Annotated in this window: 20 protein-coding genes and 1 riboswitch; of the genes, 10 read left to right on the forward strand and 10 right to left on the reverse strand. The window is 57.6% G+C overall.

All coding sequences use genetic code 11. The features are described from left to right. Window positions 1-678: 678 nt before the first annotated feature. Both AB1Z34_RS06380 and AB1Z34_RS06385 read right to left on the reverse strand, forming a co-directional pair. Window positions 679-1752: a trypsin-like serine protease gene (locus tag AB1Z34_RS06380; RefSeq protein WP_101687433.1), complete on the reverse strand. Its 1074-nt coding sequence runs from the start codon at window positions 1750-1752 to the stop codon at window positions 679-681. Between the two features lie 2 nt (window positions 1753-1754). Further along, the gene (locus AB1Z34_RS06385; RefSeq protein ID WP_069359292.1) at window positions 1755-2711 is read right to left on the reverse strand and encodes a DUF418 domain-containing protein; all 957 of its coding nucleotides are present in this window, start codon (window positions 2709-2711) and stop codon (window positions 1755-1757) included. 211 nt (window positions 2712-2922) lie between these two features. Here AB1Z34_RS06385 and AB1Z34_RS06390 point away from each other — a divergent pair, with 211 nt between their 5' ends. Further along, a complete protein-coding gene (locus AB1Z34_RS06390; RefSeq protein WP_048733884.1) occupies window positions 2923-3429 on the forward strand; it encodes a hypothetical protein in 507 nt (168 codons plus the stop codon). Here AB1Z34_RS06390 and AB1Z34_RS06395 read toward each other — a convergent pair. Beyond that, entirely contained in the window at window positions 3426-3854 is a 429-nt protein-coding gene (locus AB1Z34_RS06395; protein WP_367158088.1) for a low molecular weight phosphatase family protein, read from the reverse strand. The genes AB1Z34_RS06390 and AB1Z34_RS06395 overlap by 4 nt on opposite strands. A gap of 15 nt (window positions 3855-3869) precedes the next feature. Then, window positions 3870-4937, reverse strand: a complete 1068-nt coding sequence (gene arsB / locus AB1Z34_RS06400; protein ID WP_049172185.1) for an ACR3 family arsenite efflux transporter — start codon at window positions 4935-4937, stop codon at window positions 3870-3872. A gap of 72 nt (window positions 4938-5009) precedes the next feature. Here arsB and AB1Z34_RS06405 point away from each other — a divergent pair, with 72 nt between their 5' ends. Beyond that, window positions 5010-5348: a helix-turn-helix transcriptional regulator gene (locus AB1Z34_RS06405; RefSeq protein WP_016423238.1), complete on the forward strand. Its 339-nt coding sequence runs from the start codon at window positions 5010-5012 to the stop codon at window positions 5346-5348. A gap of 42 nt (window positions 5349-5390) precedes the next feature. Here the strand turns inward: AB1Z34_RS06405 and hisN are convergent, their stop codons facing one another. Together hisN and AB1Z34_RS06415 are read right to left on the reverse strand one after the other, a co-directional pair. Then, window positions 5391-6191, reverse strand: a complete 801-nt coding sequence (hisN, locus tag AB1Z34_RS06410; protein ID WP_187400397.1) for a histidinol-phosphatase — start codon at window positions 6189-6191, stop codon at window positions 5391-5393. Window positions 6192-6201: 10 nt separating this feature from the next. After that, the gene (locus AB1Z34_RS06415) at window positions 6202-7062 is read right to left on the reverse strand and encodes an inositol monophosphatase (RefSeq protein ID WP_016423236.1); all 861 of its coding nucleotides are present in this window, start codon (window positions 7060-7062) and stop codon (window positions 6202-6204) included. 47 nt (window positions 7063-7109) lie between these two features. On the opposite strand from AB1Z34_RS06415, the gene prfB reads away from it, so the two are divergent. Beyond that, a complete protein-coding gene (gene prfB, locus AB1Z34_RS06420) occupies window positions 7110-8228 on the forward strand; it encodes a peptide chain release factor 2 (protein ID WP_076773196.1) in 1119 nt (372 codons plus the stop codon). Here prfB and AB1Z34_RS06425 read toward each other — a convergent pair. Further along, entirely contained in the window at window positions 8225-9607 is a 1383-nt protein-coding gene (locus AB1Z34_RS06425; RefSeq protein ID WP_367158089.1) for an HNH endonuclease signature motif containing protein, read from the reverse strand. The genes prfB and AB1Z34_RS06425 overlap by 4 nt on opposite strands. A gap of 423 nt (window positions 9608-10030) precedes the next feature. On the opposite strand from AB1Z34_RS06425, the gene ftsE reads away from it, so the two are divergent. The 4 genes from ftsE (at window position 10031) to AB1Z34_RS06445 (ending at window position 13877) form a co-directional block, all read left to right on the forward strand. Next, window positions 10031-10720, forward strand: a complete 690-nt coding sequence (gene ftsE, locus AB1Z34_RS06430; RefSeq protein WP_016423233.1) for a cell division ATP-binding protein FtsE — start codon at window positions 10031-10033, stop codon at window positions 10718-10720. Between the two features lie 48 nt (window positions 10721-10768). Beyond that, complete coding sequence (gene ftsX, locus AB1Z34_RS06435; protein ID WP_048733903.1) at window positions 10769-11671, forward strand: permease-like cell division protein FtsX; 903 nt, start codon at window positions 10769-10771, stop codon at window positions 11669-11671. A gap of 82 nt (window positions 11672-11753) precedes the next feature. Continuing rightward, window positions 11754-12659 (forward strand): polyphosphate kinase 2, encoded by a 906-nt coding sequence (gene ppk2 / locus AB1Z34_RS06440; RefSeq protein WP_070855939.1) that lies wholly within the window; start codon window positions 11754-11756, stop codon window positions 12657-12659. 90 nt (window positions 12660-12749) lie between these two features. Then, window positions 12750-13877 carry an enoyl-CoA hydratase/isomerase family protein gene (locus AB1Z34_RS06445; protein ID WP_258225385.1) on the forward strand — a complete coding sequence of 376 codons (1128 nt, stop codon included), beginning with the start codon at window positions 12750-12752 and terminating at the stop codon, window positions 13875-13877. Between the two features lie 11 nt (window positions 13878-13888). Here AB1Z34_RS06445 and AB1Z34_RS06450 read toward each other — a convergent pair whose 3' ends face one another. Continuing rightward, a complete protein-coding gene (locus AB1Z34_RS06450) occupies window positions 13889-14845 on the reverse strand; it encodes a MinD/ParA family protein (protein ID WP_246817603.1) in 957 nt (318 codons plus the stop codon). Between the two features lie 51 nt (window positions 14846-14896). Then, complete coding sequence (locus AB1Z34_RS06455; protein ID WP_065419938.1) at window positions 14897-15691, reverse strand: YwiC-like family protein; 795 nt, start codon at window positions 15689-15691, stop codon at window positions 14897-14899. A gap of 109 nt (window positions 15692-15800) precedes the next feature. Continuing rightward, window positions 15801-15970, forward strand: a riboswitch (FMN riboswitch). Between the two features lie 19 nt (window positions 15971-15989). Here AB1Z34_RS06455 and pnuC point away from each other — a divergent pair. Further along, the gene (pnuC, locus tag AB1Z34_RS06460; RefSeq protein ID WP_367158117.1) at window positions 15990-16700 is read left to right on the forward strand and encodes a nicotinamide riboside transporter PnuC; all 711 of its coding nucleotides are present in this window, start codon (window positions 15990-15992) and stop codon (window positions 16698-16700) included. A 10-nt stretch (window positions 16701-16710) separates the two neighbouring features. Beyond that, window positions 16711-17370 (forward strand): hypothetical protein, encoded by a 660-nt coding sequence (locus AB1Z34_RS06465; RefSeq protein ID WP_016423226.1) that lies wholly within the window; start codon window positions 16711-16713, stop codon window positions 17368-17370. Here AB1Z34_RS06465 and AB1Z34_RS06470 read toward each other — a convergent pair. After that, window positions 17367-18575 (reverse strand): FUSC family protein, encoded by a 1209-nt coding sequence (locus tag AB1Z34_RS06470; protein WP_258225384.1) that lies wholly within the window; start codon window positions 18573-18575, stop codon window positions 17367-17369. The genes AB1Z34_RS06465 and AB1Z34_RS06470 overlap by 4 nt on opposite strands. Between AB1Z34_RS06470 and AB1Z34_RS06475 the strand changes: the two genes are divergently transcribed. Beyond that, the gene (locus AB1Z34_RS06475) at window positions 18574-18789 is read left to right on the forward strand and encodes a hypothetical protein (RefSeq protein ID WP_258225383.1); all 216 of its coding nucleotides are present in this window, start codon (window positions 18574-18576) and stop codon (window positions 18787-18789) included. The two genes, AB1Z34_RS06470 and AB1Z34_RS06475, sit on opposite strands and share 2 nt — an antisense overlap. The last annotated feature ends 85 nt before the right edge of the window (window positions 18790-18874 follow it).

Genomic DNA, 18874 nt, shown 5'->3' on the forward strand with positions numbered 1-18874 from the left:
TAGATATATGCTTCCGGAGCATATACTTTCCGGAAACCTACAGGTCAATCCGTGAAAATCCGCGATTCCGGACACACTTTTTGACCCTTAACCCCAAAATGCAGCGTGAGGCGCTGCTCGATTAGTCGGCCTGAAGGTACTTAGCTTGAGGAGTTGCTGGGTTGATTCTGGTCGATTTGCCTCAGCTCATGTACGCGCTGCTAGCTTTCGGTTTCACATATCGATGAGTTATTCACTTATGGATACGCTGGAGCGCATCGATGGGTGAATCATGCATCGATAAGTGAGCGCAATACTGGCAAAACGGTGGGCAGACAGCTGGCAGACAGCTGCCAGACAGGCTTGGACTCCCACGGTGGGCTCGAAATGTGGGCGGATGTGGAGTGACTCGTTCCTTTTTTCGCCCCTTCATAAAGAACTCTACGAAGTCTTGGCTTTCGATTTTTTCAGCCAGATCATTGGCGGAATCAACAGAGCCAGGCCACCGATAGGTGCGACCCCACCGAATCGTCGATTCTTAGAAAAATTGGAATAAAACCATAGGATTACCTCACGATTGTACGTCAGTTACCGAGAGATTTTGTGGCTTCGGTCACGATTAAGTTCCTCGCATGCACGATAAAAGCCGCCTACCCAGTACTTTCCGGGGAGGCGGCTTGTGGTTGTGGTTAGACGGTTCTACTGTCGGCCATTCCTAATGCGCGGCCAGGCTGCTGCGACAACCAGGCCAACGCACGCGATGGCGAGGTAACCCCACATGTGATCGGCGCTGGTCTGAATGGTCTTTGGCGGAGCAGGAGTGTTCTCCGCGGTCAGCACGCTTTCTGTGTCTCGGCCAGAGGTGATGTCATCGATCCAGTCAGCCGTGCCAGCGAGGGTGGTGATAGCTGCGCTGGGGGAGGGTAGGTCAGGATCGCCATTGGAGGTTCCGGCAGTAGCCAGGCCCGCGAGCTTGCCGTCGACGAAGAACGGGCCGCCGGAGTCACCGCCCTGCATACCCGCGCCAGAGACGGAATGTGCGTCCAGGATGGCGCTTTGAATCATTGGCATCATGGCAGCGTCGGCTGGGATGCTTTCCGTTCCTGCGGGGATCGACTCGGTTTTGGAGTCATCTGGCTTTACTACATCCGGCTTAACTGCACCCGGCATTGCTCCGCCTGGCTGCATCTCCATTGATTCCATGGCATCGCCCGGAACAGCTTCGCCTGGAGTAGCGTCACCCGGAACAGCACCACCAGGCGCAGCCTCACCTGGGGTTCCTTCAGTGGGGCCTCCTCCCAGCAGCTCATTGACGACCATCTTGGTCATCGGAAGCTGCCCGGATCGTGCCATGGACGAGCTGCTGCTCCAGCCGTAGAGAGTTCCCGTCTGTCCAGGTGTGGGGATATCGCGGGAGACCTTCGCCGGGGTTGCGTCGGTGACCTTTTCGGTCAGGTGAAGCAATCCCGCATCAGACATTGGAGAAAGCGCCCAAGAATCGGCATCGTAGACCTTTCCACCGATGCGGGCCTGGGTCCCTTCGTTGTTCACAGACTCCAGGCAGTGGCGTGCGGTGAGCACCCACTGGTCGGCAACCAGCGTGCCGGTGCAGTCACCGAAATTACCGATTTTGCCAATCTTTAGCGCGGCCACAGAACTGCTTTCAGCATTGGCGGGTGCGGGTTCGCCGTTTTCCAATGCAAGAGCTGGAGTCGCAGATAGAAGCAGGGTGCTGCTAACAATTGCTGCGATGGAAAAAGATGTTTTCTTCACGGTTATTTCCCTTTCCCAGAAGGAACAATGCCCTTGATTGCGGTGGCAACGAGTTTTTCGGCAGGGCCCTGTCCGACAAATTTCTTCCAGAGGCTAGCGATGACGAGGAAGAATACGATGAAACCTGCTGCAGACAACGTGGAATGCAATGCAACATTCTGCTGCCAATAAAACGCGGTGAGAACGTGCAGGATGTAGATTGTCAGCGACATTGTTCCCATAGCCGCGAATGGGTAAACCACAGCTGGGAAGCGATCGCCTATGAAAAGGCACAAGTGCAGGACAATGGCGGCAACTGCGACGGAGAGAATGATTTCTCCGAAGACGCCAGTGTGTCCGGTAAAACGGAGCCAGCCAGCAATCTCGGGATCAAATCGGAAGTACATGCCGACGGCCGTGATGACAGCACTGACAGCGGTGACAATCCAGCTCAACCGAGCATTGGCGCTGTTCTCAGAGGTGGAAGTGTCTTGCAGGCGACGGCGTAGGTAGACGTCGTAAAGCAGCATGCCGCCGATGAAATATGCGATCCACGCGAGTAGCGGATAGATCTGCGGCAGCGTCATAGGCGCGTACTTAATTGTGGCGGCGATGGTGGCGGCGATGAAGAAGCCGACTCGCCACCAGGTTCCGAGCGCTGGCATCCAGGAAACCAGCATCATGACCAGGCCCATGATGACGAGGACCACCTGAATTTCTCCACCCACCGGCAATAGCGCCAGGCCGATGAGAATGATCAGGGCACCGCGAGTGATCAGGCGCAAGAAGGTAGTGCTGCTGTAATTGCGGCCGATAATCATCATTGTGGCGCCGGCGATAATGGCGAACAGTGATGAGGGTAGGCCAGAGAGCACAACCTTTGTGCTCCAAAGTAGTGAGGCCATATGGACAATGATCATGCCGATGATGGCGAGTGAGCGCGCTATATCGAGCCCCACAATTCGGGTAGGTTTATTCACCCCGGATTTCTCCTTTACTACAACTTATAGGGAGGTGCTCTTTGGTAAAAAGCACTCTCTACAAACGGCGTATTGAAAACGACTTTTTAGTTGTAGCAACCGAACCTGACAATACATTAAGTGACTATGTGTAAATCATGGTGTTTCGTCTGTGTTTTTACTGGGAAACTAGCGCGCTCAAAAAGCTAAGAGGCAGGCGTAACCTGGTGGCATGACATCGATGCTGACGAGTTTCACCTGGGCAGAGGTGCCAGGCGTCTTCCTCGCGTACCTATTAATCATTGCCATCCCCACCGCTCTCGCATGGGTGGGTGCCGCATGGTTGGCCAAAAAATACGGCGAGCGTATCGCATTTGGGCACACGATTTTCGTCTTTGTCGCAGCATTCCTAATCTGCTTTTGTACGCTCGCGTGGACACTTGAGGGCGAATACGACTACTCGCCGTGGCAGGTTTTCTGCAGCGGCTTTGCGATGGTCATCCTCACTGCCTCTGCCATGATGCGCGTGCCCGCCCCAACTCTGAACCTGCTGCCCACCTGGTGGGCTGCCGTCGCCGGCTACGCCCTGTGCTGGAGCATCATTGCCGGCACCGACGACACCACCGGGCTCTGGGCAGTCGGCCTGATGTTCCTGCTCCTCGGTCTCATCGCAGGCGTCGGCGCAGTCGTGTGGCTTACGCTGGCGATAAGGCGGCTTTTGTTGGATTCTGCCGCTTAGGGATTCTTAGTGGAACGGAGTTCGACAGCTAACTCGTCGATACGGCGCTCGAGGTCATCGCGAATCAGGTCCATGCGTTCTTTTCCGTCGATGCCTCGTTTTGAGGGCTCGTCAGTAAGCCAACGCTCGAGTGAGCCTTGAGCGTCCGAGGGGAGCTCTACATGAGCGGCATCGCCGATGATGACAACACGATCTGCAGTCCGGAGAATCGTGGGGGCAATGGGCTTTGGTGATGCACTGTCCATAGAGGTGCCGATTTCTGCAACTGATTTGGCTGCAAGCGCATTGGTAGTAGTTTTGGGGTTCGTTCCTGCTGAAAGGGCGATGAACTGCGTGGCATATTTTGCACGCGCAATGGCCTCGGCCATCTGGGATTTACCGGCATTTGCCACGCAGATGAAAAGTACCTTCGGGATTTCCTTCATTTCAGAATCCTTTTTCTATAGTTTGTCCGGTACGGAAAGGTCATTAGGGAAAAGGCGCGGCCCGAGCCAGCGGGTGACGTAGACAAGTGCAACGAGTACGGGTACTTCAATAAGTGGTCCAATCGTTCCCGCAAGTGCTTGCTGGGACAATGGGCCGAAGGTGCCAATCGCAACCGCAATTGCCAACTCGAAGTTATTTCCGGCGGCCGTAAAGGCAATCGATGCGGAGGTTGCGTAGTTCATGCCCGCGGCCTTGGCCGAAGTGAGAGCGATCGCGAACATGGCGAGGAAGTAGATCACTAGTGGTAGTGCCACTTTCGCAACGGTCCAGGGATTCTCAAGAATCTGCTGTGACTGAAGCGCAAAGAGCAACACGATTGTGTATAGAAGGCCGGCAAGTGCCAATGGTGAGATTTTGGGCAAGTACTCATTTTCATACCAGTCGCGACCACGGGTGCGTTCACCAATTATGCGTGATGCCGCGCCAGCCAGAAGCGGAATACCGAGGAATACCACTACAGATAGTGCGATTGCCCAAAAAGAAAAGGTGGCGGAAGTGGTTTCCAGTCCCAACCAGGAGGGCAGAATCTGCAGGTAGAACCACCCTAGAGCGCCGAACATGAAAATTTGAAATAGCGAGTTGACGGCCACCAATACGGCAGCGACTTCAGTATCGCCGCAAGATAGGTCGTTCCAGACCAAAACCATTGCAATGCAGCGGGCGAGACCGACGATGATCACGCCAGTGCGCAGTTCTGGACTATCACTGAGGAATATCCAGGCAAGGGTGAACATCAGTGCGGGGCCGAGAATCCAATTGAGGAAGACTGTGATGCCCATCAGCTTCCTTGATGTCAAAATTTTGCCCGTTTTGTCGTATCGAACCTTTGCGAGCGGTGGGTACATCATGACCAGCAATCCGATGGCGATTGGTACGGAAATTGTCGTAATTTTTGCCTCTGCCAGCCAGTTCACAAGTGACGGTGCAATTTTGCCCAGAATGAGGCCAATTGCCATTGCAGCTGCAATCCATAGCGGCAAGAAGCGGTCTAGGAAGCTGAGTGACTTTGTAGTCTGTGTCATAGTTTCCGGTGTAATCAATATATCGATGATTGTCAATATATTTAGAGGGGAGGCCGTGTAGCCTCAACGGGTATGGACGAAATCTCAGAATGCTGTGCACTTGGCGGTCGGCCTCTCGACGCGGCGGAAGCGCAGGCTGCGGCAACGCTCTTCAAAGCGCTGGCGCAACCGGCGCGCCTGCAAATTTTGTCTCAGCTCGCTGCCGCTGGCTGTAGTCCGATGACCGTAGGGGAGCTGGCCGCTGTTTCTGGGCTTAGTCAGCCGACGGTGTCGCATCATTTAAAGACCATGGCGGATGCCGGGCTGCTAACTAGGTCTAAGAGTGGACGGGTGGTAACCCATGAGGTACGCCCTGAGGTATTTGCTGAGCTGCGACGTATCCTGGATATCGGTCACGCGGACGGGAGATAGTGAGCCGCTCGTCGCAAATTGCGATAGGTTGGAAAACCCTGTTTACCCGCCCAGGCGCTTGACGACGGCGTCGTGAAGCACCCCATTCGTCGCAACTGCGTCCCCGCCGTGCGGCCCGTCGACTCCCACTAGGGAAGTGAAGTGGCCGCCAGCTTCCTCCACCAGGATCGCAAGCGCTGCCAGGTCCCACAGGGAAACCTCCGGCTCTGCGGCGACATCGACCGCACCCTCGGCTACCAGGCAGTAGGAGAAGAAGTCGCCATAGCCACGCAGTCGCCAGGCGTCATCGGTAAGCCCGATGAAGTTGTCGCGTAGGTCGCGCTCAGCCCAGCCGGTGAGCGAAGAGTTGGAAATTGAGCAGTCCGCGATGTCTGCCACCTTCGAGACCTCAATGCGGCGCTCGGTGGCTTCCCGGCCATCGACGTGGGTGCGCTTGAATGCGCCGTCGCCCTCGGATGCCCACCAGCGACGGCCCAGTGCTGGGGCAGAGACTACGCCGACAACCGGCTTGCCGTCCTCCAGCAGGGCAATCAAGGTGGCCCAGACCGGGACATTACGCACGAAGTTCTTAGTGCCGTCGATGGGGTCGATGACCCACTGGCGCCCCTCAAACACAGCTTCGCCACCGAATTCTTCGCCGAGAACTTCATCGCTCGGGCGCTTGTCCGACAGAATCTCGCGGAGCAGTTTTTCGCACGCGATATCGGCATCGGAGACCGGTGTCAGGTCGGGCTTGGACTCGACGATTAGATTGGCCGCCTCGAAGCGGGACATCGTGAGCTCGTCGGCTGCGTCGGCAAGCGAGAGTGCGAGGGCGAGATCTTCGGAGTAAGAGGTGGTCATGGCCGAAATTCTAGCGCAGAACCTCACGTAACTCTGCGACCTGGCCACTCGAGCCCGCGAGCTTCCAGCGCCCCACCGACGTGCATTCGCCGCCTGCGCCCGAGATAAGCGCATACCCAGGCAGCCAGTCCCAGGCTGCGACGTCGCGCTGGAACCACACGCCGATGCGGCCGTCGGCCACGCCTGCCATATCTACCGACGCCGAGCCCAGCATGCGCCAGGTAGCGCTGCGGGACACCGCATCCAACCAGGACTTTGTGGCGGTGACCTCGGATTCCTCGCTCGAGCTCACCACCGTGGTGTGGAGGTAGGTCGCTGCGCAGACTTCCGAGAGGGGGCGGTCAGTGACCCGGAGGTCATCAACAGTGCCATCGAGGTTGATGCGAGTGGTCGGGAGATTGGGGCCACCAATCCAGCTCTCGCCCGTTGCCGGGCGGTGCACCGCGCCGAGGACGACCTCATCCGGATTGTTCGCATCGCCCATAACCAGCGCCAATGCGCTGCACCAGTAGTCCGAACCAGTGGTGAAGTTGTAGGTGCCATCGACAGGATCGATCACCCACGTGCGACCAGACTGGGACTCCTTCGCTGACCCTTCCTCGCCAAGAATGCCGTCCTCCGGGCGGAGCGCGGCCAAAGCCTCGACGACGAATTTCTCCGCTGCGCGGTCGGCCGCGGTGACGACGTCGGAAATCGATGTCTTGTACTCCGTGACCAGGCCTTCGTCGCGCATACGAGCGGCAATGGTAGCGGCACGCTTCACGATGGCAACCGCAACGCTGGTATCCGATGCCACAATCGACTCGGATACTTGGGAGAGAAAGAGTTCTAGGTCTTGGCTGGAATCTTGGCTGGCGGTGGATTCAGACATACGTCCTATTGTGCAACGAAACAGGCGGTATAGCTAAGGTAGTACCCGTGAACCCGGATCTGAATGCTGACCTCAAAGAACTCGACGCGACGCTGACCACCATTGAGAAGGTGGTCGATGTCGACGAGCTTTCCGACCGGATCAGGGAGTTGGAAGCCCAGGCCGCCGACCCGTCGCTGTGGGACGACCCCGACTACGCGCAGCAGGTCACCAGCGCACTGTCGCAGGCGCAGGCGAAGAAGAAAAAGATCGACTCGCTGCGCGGGCGCCTCGACGATCTCTCCGTGATGTACGAACTCGCGGAAGAGGAGGGCGACCCCGACGCCGTCGAGATGGCCGATGCCGAACGCGCTGAGCTGCGTGCCGACATCGAATCCCTCGAGGTCACGACGATGCTTTCGGGGCCTTACGACGAGCGCGAGGCGGTCATTAACATCCGCTCCGGTGCCGGTGGCGTGGATGCCGCTGACTGGGCCGAGATGCTCATGCGCATGTACCTGCGCTGGGCCGACAAGCATGGGCATAAGGTCGAGGTTTACGACACGTCCTACGCTGAAGAGGCCGGTATTAAGTCCGCTACTTTCGTCGTCCATGGCGAGTACATGTACGGCACCCTCTCGGTCGAGCAGGGTGCGCACCGTCTGGTTCGTATTAGTCCTTTCGACAACCAGGGGCGCCGCCAGACTTCCTTCGCTGAGGTTGAGGTGCTGCCGGTTGTGGAGGAAACGGATCACATCGACATCCCCGAGTCAGATTTGCGTATCGACGTCTACCGCTCCTCCGGCCCAGGTGGGCAGTCGGTGAACACCACGGACTCCGCGGTCCGACTTACGCACGTCCCAACCGGCATCGTGGTGACCTGTCAGAACGAGAAGTCGCAGCACCAGAACAAGGCATCTGCCATGCGTGTTCTGCAGGCGAAGTTGCTGGAGAAGAAGCGCCAGGAAGAGCGCGCGGAGCTGGACGCTCTCGGCGCAGGCGGCAATGCCTCGTGGGGTAACCAGATGCGCTCCTATGTGCTGCACCCGTACCAGATGGTGAAGGATCTGCGTACCGAATACGAAGTCAACAACCCGCAGTCGGTCCTCGACGGTGACCTCGACGGTTTCATTGAGGCCGGTATTCGCTGGCGCATGGCTCAGCAGTCCGAAGGGGAGCAGCGCTAGAAGGGCGGTTCGTCTTCGGGTGCTTCCGGTGTCTCGGGAGTTTCCGGTGCTTCCGGTGTGGTGGGCTCGTCGGCTTCTGATTTTCTCTCGTTTTTGTTCATTCCCAGTTCTTCGCGAGCCTGATTTGTCAGCTCCTGTGATTCGCGGAGGTTTTCCAACCTCTGCTCGTTGTACTCCTTGAGCGTCTGTGCTTTCTTTGTCTTGCGCAGGTCGAAGGAGTAGCGACCGTGGCCGGAGAGCGGCCCTGATTCTGTGCTGATTAGGGCAGCTTTTTCAGCGCTCTGATCAGTGGCGGAGGTCCAGTACTCCACGCCGTCGATATCGCGCACGACATTCCAAAGACCGGCCGTTTTTAGATTGTGGTGGCGACGGCATAGGCAATGGAGGTTGGGCGTCTCGGTTTGGCCACCTTCGTCGGGATTCTCGTGGTTATACGGCTGAATGTGGTCGATGTCGCACTTCGTCGCATCGACATCGCATCCGGGAAAGCGACAGGTGCCGTCTCTACCTTGGATGTAAGTACGCTGTCGCTCTGTTGGCGAGTACTTTTCCGTTTTCTCGTCTGCTAGTAGCCGGATGCTAGTGACCCGATCGAGCCAGGATTCAGTGGCGATTTTGTTGATCCACCCCAGGCCACCGATCCAGGCTTCCTGGGGCTTGTCTTGGGTTAGTGGGCAGTACAGATTCAGTGTGGCGGTGACCTGGGCAGTCCCGTGCAGAAGATGTGAAAAGGCCTCGACAAAGTCGCAGTCCTGATCAGCGGTGATTTCTTCCAAGACCTTCTGAAACTCAATTGCCCGCTCAGGCATTAGTTCCATGGTGACTTCAGTGAGGTTGTCCTTTAACTCGAACGTTATAGATTCGCCAGCTTTTTGCTCGATGCCTTTTTGAAACGAAGTGATCGGCGGGTCGTACTCATTCTTCGGGCGCAATAGCGGGCTGACTTCATCAACAAGTCGCTGAATATTCTGTTGAAGGCTCCGAACTCCGCGAAGAACTTCACCATTGACTCTCGGCGTGATCAGCTCAAGGAGATGGTCTTCGAAATATCTCACAGCCGAGGCGTCATCCAAGGGGAGGACGGCCGTGGCAATGACCCGCATGTGGGGAAGCGGTAGCTGTGCGCGTTTGAGCAGAAGCTCTTTTAACCGCGGGAGTCGCGCTAGTTGCATCCCGACATCGATGTACTGGAGTGTTCTCCCACGTGACATGCCAAGAGCTGGAGCGATTTTGGCGATGTAATCTTCGACATCTTTTGTTGAAGAACAGGGAACACAAGCAAGGGCAAGCTTCAAGTCAGCTCGATTGCGGTCAATTCCAAGACGTGCTGGTGCTGTTTGAGAAATCTCATGGTGAAAGCGTGGCGCTGTTGCTTCCATCGCCGCAGTGTAAGTGCGTTTGCGTGGTATATGTTCCCCGCTGGCCATTGGTGAATCCCCCTGAAAGATAAGGCCTGGACGTTGAAATGTTGAAATAAGGAAGAGGTAGGGAAAGTATTTTCGACTAACTCTGGGTGTCAATTTTCCAAGCTTGAAGCAGCTCGGCGACGTTATTTGGTGCTTTCAATCCTCGTGTTTAATCTTTCATGACCCATTTTAATCGAACAGATAAGCGAAGTAAAGGGTGATTTAAAGATTTTTAGGGAAAATAATTTCGAATGCCGCTATGTCGTGAGCTTTCGTGCGGTCGCGCTCTGGGGTTAGCGTTCGACGCCGCCTGTTCCCGCAATCCCGCCATCCCAGCGCCTAGTTTCGCGCATTCCAGAGTGACTTGAGTGGCTTAAGTGATTAGAGTGTCTACTTATGATCACTTTCGACGGGGTTACCAAGTCCTATTCGACTTCTAGCCGACCAGCTCTCGACGACGTTTCAGTCCACATAGATAAAGGTGAGTTTGTCTTTCTCATTGGACCGTCGGGCTCTGGTAAGTCGACCTTCCTGCGCCTTATGGTGCGTGAAGAGAAAGTGGATTCAGGAAAACTGACAGTTGCAGACCAGGATCTAACCAAGATTTCTCGTCGCAACATCCCGAAATTGCGTCAAAAGGTGGGGTACGTCTTCCAGGACTTCCGCCTGCTGCCAAAGAAGACGGTGTACGAAAATGTCGCGTTCGCATTGCAGGTAATTGGCAAGCCGAAGGCGAAAATCGACAAGGCAGTTCCGGAAACGCTCGAAATGGTCGGGCTCTCGGGCAAGGAAAACCGCTACCCGCATGAGTTGTCGGGTGGTGAGCAGCAGCGCGTCGCCATCGCTCGCGCCTTCGTCAACCGCCCGCTCATCTTGCTTGCCGACGAGCCCACCGGCAACCTCGACCCAAGCACCTCCGGTGACATCATGCTCTTGCTTGACCGCATCAATCGCATGGGCACGACCGTTATTGTGTCGACTCACGACAACGATGCCGTGGACTCCATGCGTCGCCGCGTGCTGGAGCTGGAGCTGGGGCGTCTCGTGCGTGACGACGCCACGGGTGTTTACGGCCTGAACAACTAGCAGACAGTCCATCGGTAGAAGAACTCATTCGAAAGGTATTACTGACCTATGAAGACTCGCTTTGTCCTCGGTGAGGCTTTCTCCTCCTTGGGCCGAAACATCACGATGACCATCGCGATGATTATTACGACTGCGGTGTCGTTGGCGCTGCTTGCGACGGGCATCCTGGTTACTGAGCAGACCAGCCGCACGAAGGATCTCTATCTCGATCGCGTAGAAGTGCAGATTGAGCTGAATGAACAAATCTCCGCCGAAGATCAAACTTGCTCATCGCCGGAGTGTGCTGAGGTCGTCGGCAAGCTTGAAGAGGCTGACGGCATTGATTCGGTGACCTTCCGAAACCGTCAGCAAAACTTTGACCACTTCGTGGAGATGTTCAAGGACAGTGACCCCGTGCTCGTGGAAAATGCGACGCCGGAGTCGCTGCCGGCTGTCGTGATGGTGCGTCTGAGTGATCCGACCGATGTAAGCCCGCTCGATCCGATTCGGGAGCTGCCACAGGTCGACCACGTTACTGACCAGCATGAAGAGATCGGTACTGCAGCTCAGAACCTGGACTCGGTTCGAAATGCGACCTTCCTGCTGGCGGCGGTGCAGGCCGTTGCCGCGGTGTTCCTGATTGCGAACATGGTGCAGATTGCGGCGTTCTCGCGTCGTAAGGAAGTTGAGATTATGCGCATGGTCGGTGCCAGCCGCTGGTTCACGCAGGCGCCGTTCGTCCTCGAGGCTGTGATTGCGTCGCTGATTGGTGGTGTGCTGGCTATCGGTGCGCTGTTCCTGGGCAAGGCGACGGTCATCGATCCGGCGCTGAGCAACCTGTACAAGGCACAGCTCCTGGCGCCGCTGACCAACGGCGATATTGGCGTAGTGGCGCCGATTGTGGTGGTTATCGGTATGGTCTTTGCTGGGCTTGTTGCACAGGTCACGCTGCGTCTTTACTCACGTGACTAGGGTTGCAAAAGGTTAGCTATTAGGCCCCGCGGTTAAACCCGGCGAATAGGGTCGTCGCGCCCTGCCGGGTAAACTGTGGACTATGAATAATGACGACGTCCAGCGCCCACCGAAGCTCGACAAGAAGGCTTATGAGGCCGAGCTCAAAAAGCTCCAGGCAGAGCTCGTCGAAATGCAGCAGTGGGTGGTAGAAACCGGTGCCCGAATTGTCATCGTGATGGAGGGTCGTGACGCCGCCGGCAAGGGGTCGGCCATTAAGCGCATCACGCAGTACCTGAATCCCCGTACCTGTCGCATTGAGGCTCTGCCGGCTCCGACGAGCCGTGAGCAGGGTCAGTGGTACTTCCAGCGTTATGTCGAAAAGCTGCCGACTGCCGGCGAAATCGTGATTTTCGACCGCTCCTGGTACAACCGCGCCGGCGTTGAGCGCGTCATGGGCTTCTGTACCTCGCAGGAGTACCGTCGCTTCCTGCACCAGGCTCCAATCTTCGAGCGTCTGCTGGTTGAAGACGGCATTATCCTGCGCAAATACTGGTTCTCCGTGTCGGACGAGGAGCAGGTTGCTCGCTTCAAGTCCCGTCGTGAAGATCCGCTGCGCCGCTGGAAGCTCTCGCCGATGGACCTGGAGTCCATCACTCGCTGGGAGGACTACTCCCGCGCTAAGGATGAGATGTTCATCCACACTGATATCCCGTCCGCACCGTGGTTCACGGTTGAGTCCGAGGACAAGAAGCGCTCGCGTATCAATGTCATCAACCACCTGCTGACCACCATTCCGTACGAGCACATTCAGCGGGATGTTCCGGAAATTCCGGAGCGTCCGGAGTCTGAGGGGAGCTACGAGCGTCCGCCGCGTACTGAATTCCGCTATGTGCCGGACGTTGCCGCGAAGCTCGAAGCTGACCGTGTGAAGGGTGCAGGCAAGTCCGATAAGAAGGGCAAGAAGCACAAGAAGGACAAGAAGGGCAAGAAGAGCAAGAAGAAGTAGCTTCTTTGTTTAGGCAGTTCTCGCCGCGGTCAGTCGTTCCATCAAGCCAGAGCCTTTCCATAGATAGTTATCTGTGTCACACTGGGTGACATGACTGCTACTGATAACGGTTCTGGCACTGCACGCACCGAGGTCAATGAGCCAAAGGTGCTGCGAGAAGTCCACGGGCGATCTGGTCACCTTCGGCTGAATAGGCCGAAGGCACTTAATTCGCTCGATTTGGATATGGTCACCGAGGTCGTCGAGGGGCTCCGCGCATGGCGTGACGACGACTCGGTGGACCACATTGTTGTTTCATCCGGTCACCCCAAGGCGTTTTGTGCCGGTGGTGATGTGCGCGCAGTTCGGCAGGCTGTGCTCGATGGTGTTCCGGAGCAGGGGGAGAAGTTCTTCCGGGACGAGTACGAGATGAACGCGATGATTGCGGAATTTGCGCAGTCCAAACCATATATCGCGATTATTGATGGCATCGCTATGGGTGGTGGCCTGGGAGTTTCCATGCACGGCTCCCACCGAATCGTGACTGAGCGAGCCAGCGCCTCCATGCCAGAAATGGCAATCGGCTTTGTTCCCGATGTGGGCATTACCTATTTTTCGCAGCATGTGAACACGCGGTTAGGAGGGCCCTCGCCCGCGATTGCTCGGTTTGCAGGACTGACCGGTTACCGCCTAACTGCGGCGGACATGCTGTGGGCTGGATGGGCAACGCATGCGGTGCCATCCGCGCAACTGGACGAGTTCGTCGCGGCACTGGACCGAGACGGAATTGATTCGGCGCTTGCGGAGTATGCGCTCGATGTGGACTCGGCTGAGGCTCGTGAGCTGCTCGGTGAGCCGCAGCTGGCCGAGTGGAGCGATTGCATCGAGGCCTGCTTCGGCGCTGATAGCTGGTTGGAGATTGAGCGTGCTCTCAACGAAGCCGCTGAGGCGGGCTCCTGTGCATCGTCAGCAGTGGAGACTTTTCGCGACCTGCTGGCACCCGCCAACCCGGAAAGTCTCGTAGCGGCCGTGGAACTCTATGCGGCTAACTCGGCCCACGAGGTCACCTTGCAGGAGGCGCTAGACCGGGAAATGAAGCTTGGCGCTTACATGCGTCAGCACCCCAATTTTGCCGAAGGCGTGCGGGCAGTGTTGGTGGATAAGGACCGCGACGCCGCCTTTAAGCCCGCTACCGTGCAGGAAGTTGATGTCGAAGAGATTCGACAGCACCTTCGTTAGCTGGCTATGCGTTAGACAAAGCTGTGGCGGCCAGTCGTCGGCGCGAAATCATCGGCAATCATGGCCGCTAATTCGAGATAACTCTGGGTGGTGGCGGGCTGGAGATTGTCCAGCTCGATATTGGCACCATTCGCGATATGCGGATCATAGGGGATGACCTGTACTGCGCGGCAGCGCTGGGCAAATAACTCGTGTACGGTCTCTGTGGACAGTCCCTGTTTATTTAGCTCGTTGACCACCACGACAGTGGTAGAGACCAGCCGTTCGAAGCCGTGCGCTGAAAGCCAATCCAATGTCGTCCAGGCACTTTTCACGCCGTCCAGTGCAGGCGTGGTGACCAGCACCAGACAATTGGCCGCAGACAGAATCGAAGCGGAGATGGGCTGCGTCAGGCCGGTACCGCAGTCAGTCAGACTCACGTTGTAATGCCGCCGAAGGATGTCGAGGGCCGCGCAGTATTCGCCGTCGGAAAGCGCGATCGTCGATGTCGGATTTTGGTCGCTGCCGACAACCTCCAGCCGTGACGGCGTGTGTGATGTATATGCGCGGACCTGCGCGTATTTGTCCGTATCCGGGGCTCGGAGCAGATCGCGAATAGATGCGGGATTGGCTGCGGTGACGCGTGCACCGAGGGTGCCAAAGTCCGGATTCGCGTCGATTGCGACGATTCGGTCACTGCGCAGGCTTGCAAGCGTGGCGCCCAGGCACATGGTTGTCGACGTCTTGCCAACGCCGCCCTTCACGCTGATAACAGCGATGTTGTAGTCACCGTAGATAGGCTGTCGCACCCGCTCTATCAGCTCGCGTTGCTTGCGTGCCGACGATGATTCCCGCGGTGAAATTGCGCCCCAGGTGGCCTTATGAACCCAGCTGCGCCAGCCCGACTGTGGTGCCTGCCGCGAGTTCAGGCTAGCGGCCAAGTCTGAGACGGAAACTGCGTGATTGACTGCGTGTTTGGTGGAAGCCATAGACTTCATCCCCTCCCCAAAAATCCCCAAAGTATGTCCCCGCCGTCGTTTTTACCACGCAGCCAGGACGACGGCGACTCCAAAGAAGGCATCGAGAATTCCGACCTGTTTCGGAGTCCACGGCCGAGCGCGGCGAGCGCCGGAGATTGGCATGGTAAAAGACCTGATGAGAAGCCCAATTGCGACGATGGGCACACCGATGCTGATGAGGTTCCGGTCGTGGAGGAGGAGCCACCCGATGATGGCCACGGCGGTAATGAGAACGTGATACGTGACCGAGCCAATGAGCCACTGGCGGTTGCCGCGCTTGCGAATCATAGTTTTTACATAGGGCACGGTGCCGACGAAATATCCAGCGTAGATAGCCGCAATTGCCCAAGCTTTCGGGGTTGGTCCGGCGATGATAGGCACCATGAGGCTAGCGGCCAGAACGGTGGAGACACCAGAGAGAAGTGAGCGCGGTCGGCGGCGGTAGGTCTCCCAAATAGCGATAGCGGCAAGAGGGGCAATGAGGGCGACCCAGGTGAGGAGGGAAACGTCGGCAAGCAGTGTGATGCAGCCGGCGACGGCAGTGAGCGCGGTGTACGTGGCGGCGGGTGCGAGGTGGCGGCGTTGGCGACGAGAGCGGAGCCAGACGCTCACGGCGAAGAATGCGAAGTAGCCGAGCAGCCAGGTCGCGGTGACGGCAAGGCCTGTCCATGTGGGGGTGAGGGCGAGAGCGGTCAGCGGGGGAATGGTGACCATGAACCAGGCGCCGTGCTGGTCCGGAACCCAGCCAGCGGAGCGCTTGTGATGGGAGCGGCGGGCGGGGCGGGGAGGACGTGGTTGGCGGGGCTTTTGGCTCATACTACGCATTGTAGATGCGTAATTATGTCGGGGCTGTATTAGAACCTCATATTGAAACCTCATTGAATAAAATGCACATGCGCGCAAGGCGACAGTGCTAACGTTGAACTCGCATTCTCAGGGCGAGGTGAAATTCCTCACCGGTGGTGATGCTGCGGCTGACGCAGACAAGTCCACGAGCGCCCTACCTGTGGCCAGAAGGGTCGTCAGGTAGGGGACAAGCAGATTTCGGTTGGAATCCGAAACCGACGGTCATAGTCCGGATGAAAGAGAAGGAGTTGAATAATTCGTGGAATACGTGTCGGATTTTTTGGTGGGTTTCCTCACTGCACAGCTCAGTGTGGCGGGAGCACCAATCTTGATTCGTGAAATTGTCGGTAACCTCTTTGGCCTGGCGTGTGCCTTCCTAGGTATGAAACGGAAGGTATGGGCTTGGCCGGTCGGCATTATCGGAAATGCCTTGCTGTTTACCGTCTTCCTCGGCGGAGTTTTCCACACGCCACAAAATCTTGATCTCTATGGCCAGGCTGGGCGTCAGGTCATGTTTATCGTCGTCAGTCTCTACGGGTGGTTCAGCTGGGTCAAGAGCCGCAATCAGAGCGGTGACGAGGTCGCAATTGAGCCGCGGTGGGCGACGGCATCGGAACGCATTGGGATGATTACCGTGGCTATCTTCGCCACTGTGATTTGTGCCAATATCTTTGAGATGCTGGGCTCGTGGGGGACATGGGCCGATGCCTGGATTTTCGTCGGTTCGATGTTGGCGACCTGGGGTATGGCCCGCGGGTGGAACGAATTCTGGCTAATTTGGATTGCCGTTGACGCCGTGGGAGTGCCGTTGCTGCTCAAGGGTGGCTACTACCCGTCGGCGGCGCTGTACCTCTTCTACGGATGCTTCGTTATTTGGGGCTTTGTCTCCTGGGTTCGCCTCGAGCACCAGAGCGACAGTGACCAGCAGAAGAGCTCCGAGACCGACCAAGTACCGGCTTTGGCAGCAGCCGAGCGGTAGGATAGTCCAGGTGAGCTTCCGACCAGATAACTCCCGTACCAACCGCGCCCATCAAGCCGAAGAGCGTGCCCGCAGTCTCGTGCAGGACGTCCTCGACCGCGAGGAGCGGGTACGCAACAATCTGGCCAGCGCTGATGTCGACCCGTGGACGATGCGCTTCGTCGTCGATGAGTCGATTTCTGAGGGCGCAATCATCACCTGGCGCAATGAGGCCACTCGTGCCCGCCGCATCATGCGCCGCTATGACATTCAGCGGGGCTACCGCGAGAAGTTGCGCGAAGTTGAAAAGCGCATCGATGCCATGTTGCACCTCGCGGAATCGCTGGAGGAGTCGTGGGACGCCGCGGCACACGCCTCGAAGAGGCTTTCCGACGCGGAGGCCCGCGATGTCGCAGCCTTTGAACGCGAGCGCGAGCGGCAAAATGACGCGGCAGAGACTAAGCGGCAGCGTGAGGAGAAGGTCCGCAAGTTCCGTCGGAAAGCGGAAAATATTGCTACCGACGCGTGGGACGCGGGCCGTGACGCGCTGGAGAAGCTGCCGCCGCTGTCGTCTTCGCTGAAGGACATCGCGGCTAAGTTCCGTTCGCGGGGCTCGGAGGAGGAACCGCGCGAGGTACGGCGGGCAACAGCCCGCGACCTGCGCAAGGAGCCCCCGCTGCCGGAGGACTAGCGCTCCTCAGCTTTAGCTGCCTGGACTACCTCAGCGAGCTTGGAAATCTCCTCGTGAGAGGGGCGGATATCCGGATGCGTGCGACAGTAGTCCAGCAACAAATAGCCAGCTGTGCGAATGCGACGATGCCCATCCCAGTGTGGAGTGGCGATTTCGGGGTCGTTGGTGGCCAAAGACGAGATGGCCTGGCGCTCACTGAGCAGCTCGTACTGGAGATCCCGACGAATATCGAGCGCCTGATTCGGAGTACCGGTTAGCAGCGCGCCGAGAAGAGCGCCCATCTGTCGATAGCAGCGCGGAATATGACGCAGGTAGTGCTTTTCAATGCTCTCGGTTGGCCAGAAGTGCAGGACAGCGAGAGCCAGCGCGCAGGCGATACCGACTTCCAAGACACGATCGGTCACAATCGGTGCGAGTTCGCCAGCGACGTTTCCGCCCAGCAGCAGCGCCAATGGAGTGGTGACGATTGTCGTCAGCGCATAGTTTTTCACCACGAGAACCTCCGCGCCGAATTGGCAGGCTGCAAGCGCGATAAGTAGCGTCCAGCTGTCCAGGCCAAAGGAAAAGAGCAGCGCATAAAGGAAAATGCCGATAATCGAGCCGACCATGCGGTGAATCCCTCGGATCGAACCAGCGGTGCGGTCGGGACCCCACTGCAGAGTCATCAATGCGCTGACCACCGCCCAGTCAGGCCGGTCGAGACCGACAAGCACGCTAATGAGACCAGCTAAGCCACCGGTAATAGCAACCTTTGCCGCAGTCATCGACGCATGGGAATAGCGATCGAAAGAGCGGAAGATCCGGTAACTCACGCTTGGTCGCGCGAGTGGAATGGTTGTCTGCGTCTCGTCGAAGAGGTTAGGCGTGTCCACGATGTCCACAGCGCTGCCGTGCACGCCCAAGCGTGTGCGGATAGCAATCAGACGCTGATGAGCAGCAATGACACGGTTGACCAGTTCCGTGTGGGAGGGCTTGACGATTTTGCTGCCACGGATGATGCCTGCGTCGGCAAGCGATTCCCATGCGTCGGTCAGTGCAGTTTGCGCCTGGTGATGAACGGCGAACGATGTCGAGTCTGACTTTTCCATCGCGTCGATGGCTGATTCAAGGGATTCGACAGCCGCCATCTCGGGGCCATGCGGATTCCACAACCGCGGTGCCATGCCGATGACTATCGCGGAAAGCACGCCAACGGTAGCCCACATGGCGGTTTCCACCGGGTTGAAGCCAAGGCGGGCGACCATTGTTGTGCCGCCGGAGACCATCACAATAAAAAATGAACCCGGCGGTGGCCATCACGCGCAGACGACTGCGGTAGGGGTGGCCCTCGCCATAGATGACCACGCAACCACCAGCGGCGATAAGGAGCATTTCCGAGCCATGTCCGGTGAGAAGTGCCACGGCACCCGGCAGGAATAGCGCGAGTGCTGCGCGGAGGGCGCCTGGCCATCTCTGTGCACGGGAGTGGAAGGCAGTAAAAAGTTGCCATGCACTTGGTTGTGGA

The organism is Corynebacterium sp. 045007, assembly GCF_040743205.1.
GTDB classification, from domain to species: domain Bacteria; phylum Actinomycetota; class Actinomycetes; order Mycobacteriales; family Mycobacteriaceae; genus Corynebacterium; species Corynebacterium jeikeium_D.

Coding starts and splice junctions, on each gene's coding strand:
- AB1Z34_RS06390 (WP_048733884.1), top strand. CDS start 2,923: ATGACATCGATGCTGACGAGTTTCACCTGGGCAGAGGTGCCAGGCGTC.
- AB1Z34_RS06395 (WP_367158088.1), bottom strand. CDS start 3,854: ATGAAGGAAATCCCGAAGGTACTTTTCATCTGCGTGGCAAATGCCGGT.
- arsB (WP_049172185.1), bottom strand. CDS start 4,937: ATGACACAGACTACAAAGTCACTCAGCTTCCTAGACCGCTTCTTGCCG.
- AB1Z34_RS06405 (WP_016423238.1), top strand. CDS start 5,010: ATGGACGAAATCTCAGAATGCTGTGCACTTGGCGGTCGGCCTCTCGAC.
- hisN (WP_187400397.1), bottom strand. CDS start 6,191: ATGACCACCTCTTACTCCGAAGATCTCGCCCTCGCACTCTCGCTTGCC.
- AB1Z34_RS06415 (WP_016423236.1), bottom strand. CDS start 7,062: ATGTCTGAATCCACCGCCAGCCAAGATTCCAGCCAAGACCTAGAACTC.
- AB1Z34_RS06425 (WP_367158089.1), bottom strand. CDS start 9,607: ATGGAAGCAACAGCGCCACGCTTTCACCATGAGATTTCTCAAACAGCA.
- ftsE (WP_016423233.1), top strand. CDS start 10,031: ATGATCACTTTCGACGGGGTTACCAAGTCCTATTCGACTTCTAGCCGA.
- ftsX (WP_048733903.1), top strand. CDS start 10,769: ATGAAGACTCGCTTTGTCCTCGGTGAGGCTTTCTCCTCCTTGGGCCGA.
- ppk2 (WP_070855939.1), top strand. CDS start 11,754: ATGAATAATGACGACGTCCAGCGCCCACCGAAGCTCGACAAGAAGGCT.
- AB1Z34_RS06445 (WP_258225385.1), top strand. CDS start 12,750: ATGACTGCTACTGATAACGGTTCTGGCACTGCACGCACCGAGGTCAAT.
- AB1Z34_RS06450 (WP_246817603.1), bottom strand. CDS start 14,845: ATGGCTTCCACCAAACACGCAGTCAATCACGCAGTTTCCGTCTCAGAC.
- AB1Z34_RS06455 (WP_065419938.1), bottom strand. CDS start 15,691: ATGAGCCAAAAGCCCCGCCAACCACGTCCTCCCCGCCCCGCCCGCCGC.
- AB1Z34_RS06475 (WP_258225383.1), top strand. CDS start 18,574: ATGGCGGTTTCCACCGGGTTGAAGCCAAGGCGGGCGACCATTGTTGTG.
- AB1Z34_RS06470 (WP_258225384.1), bottom strand. CDS start 18,575: ATGTGGGCTACCGTTGGCGTGCTTTCCGCGATAGTCATCGGCATGGCA.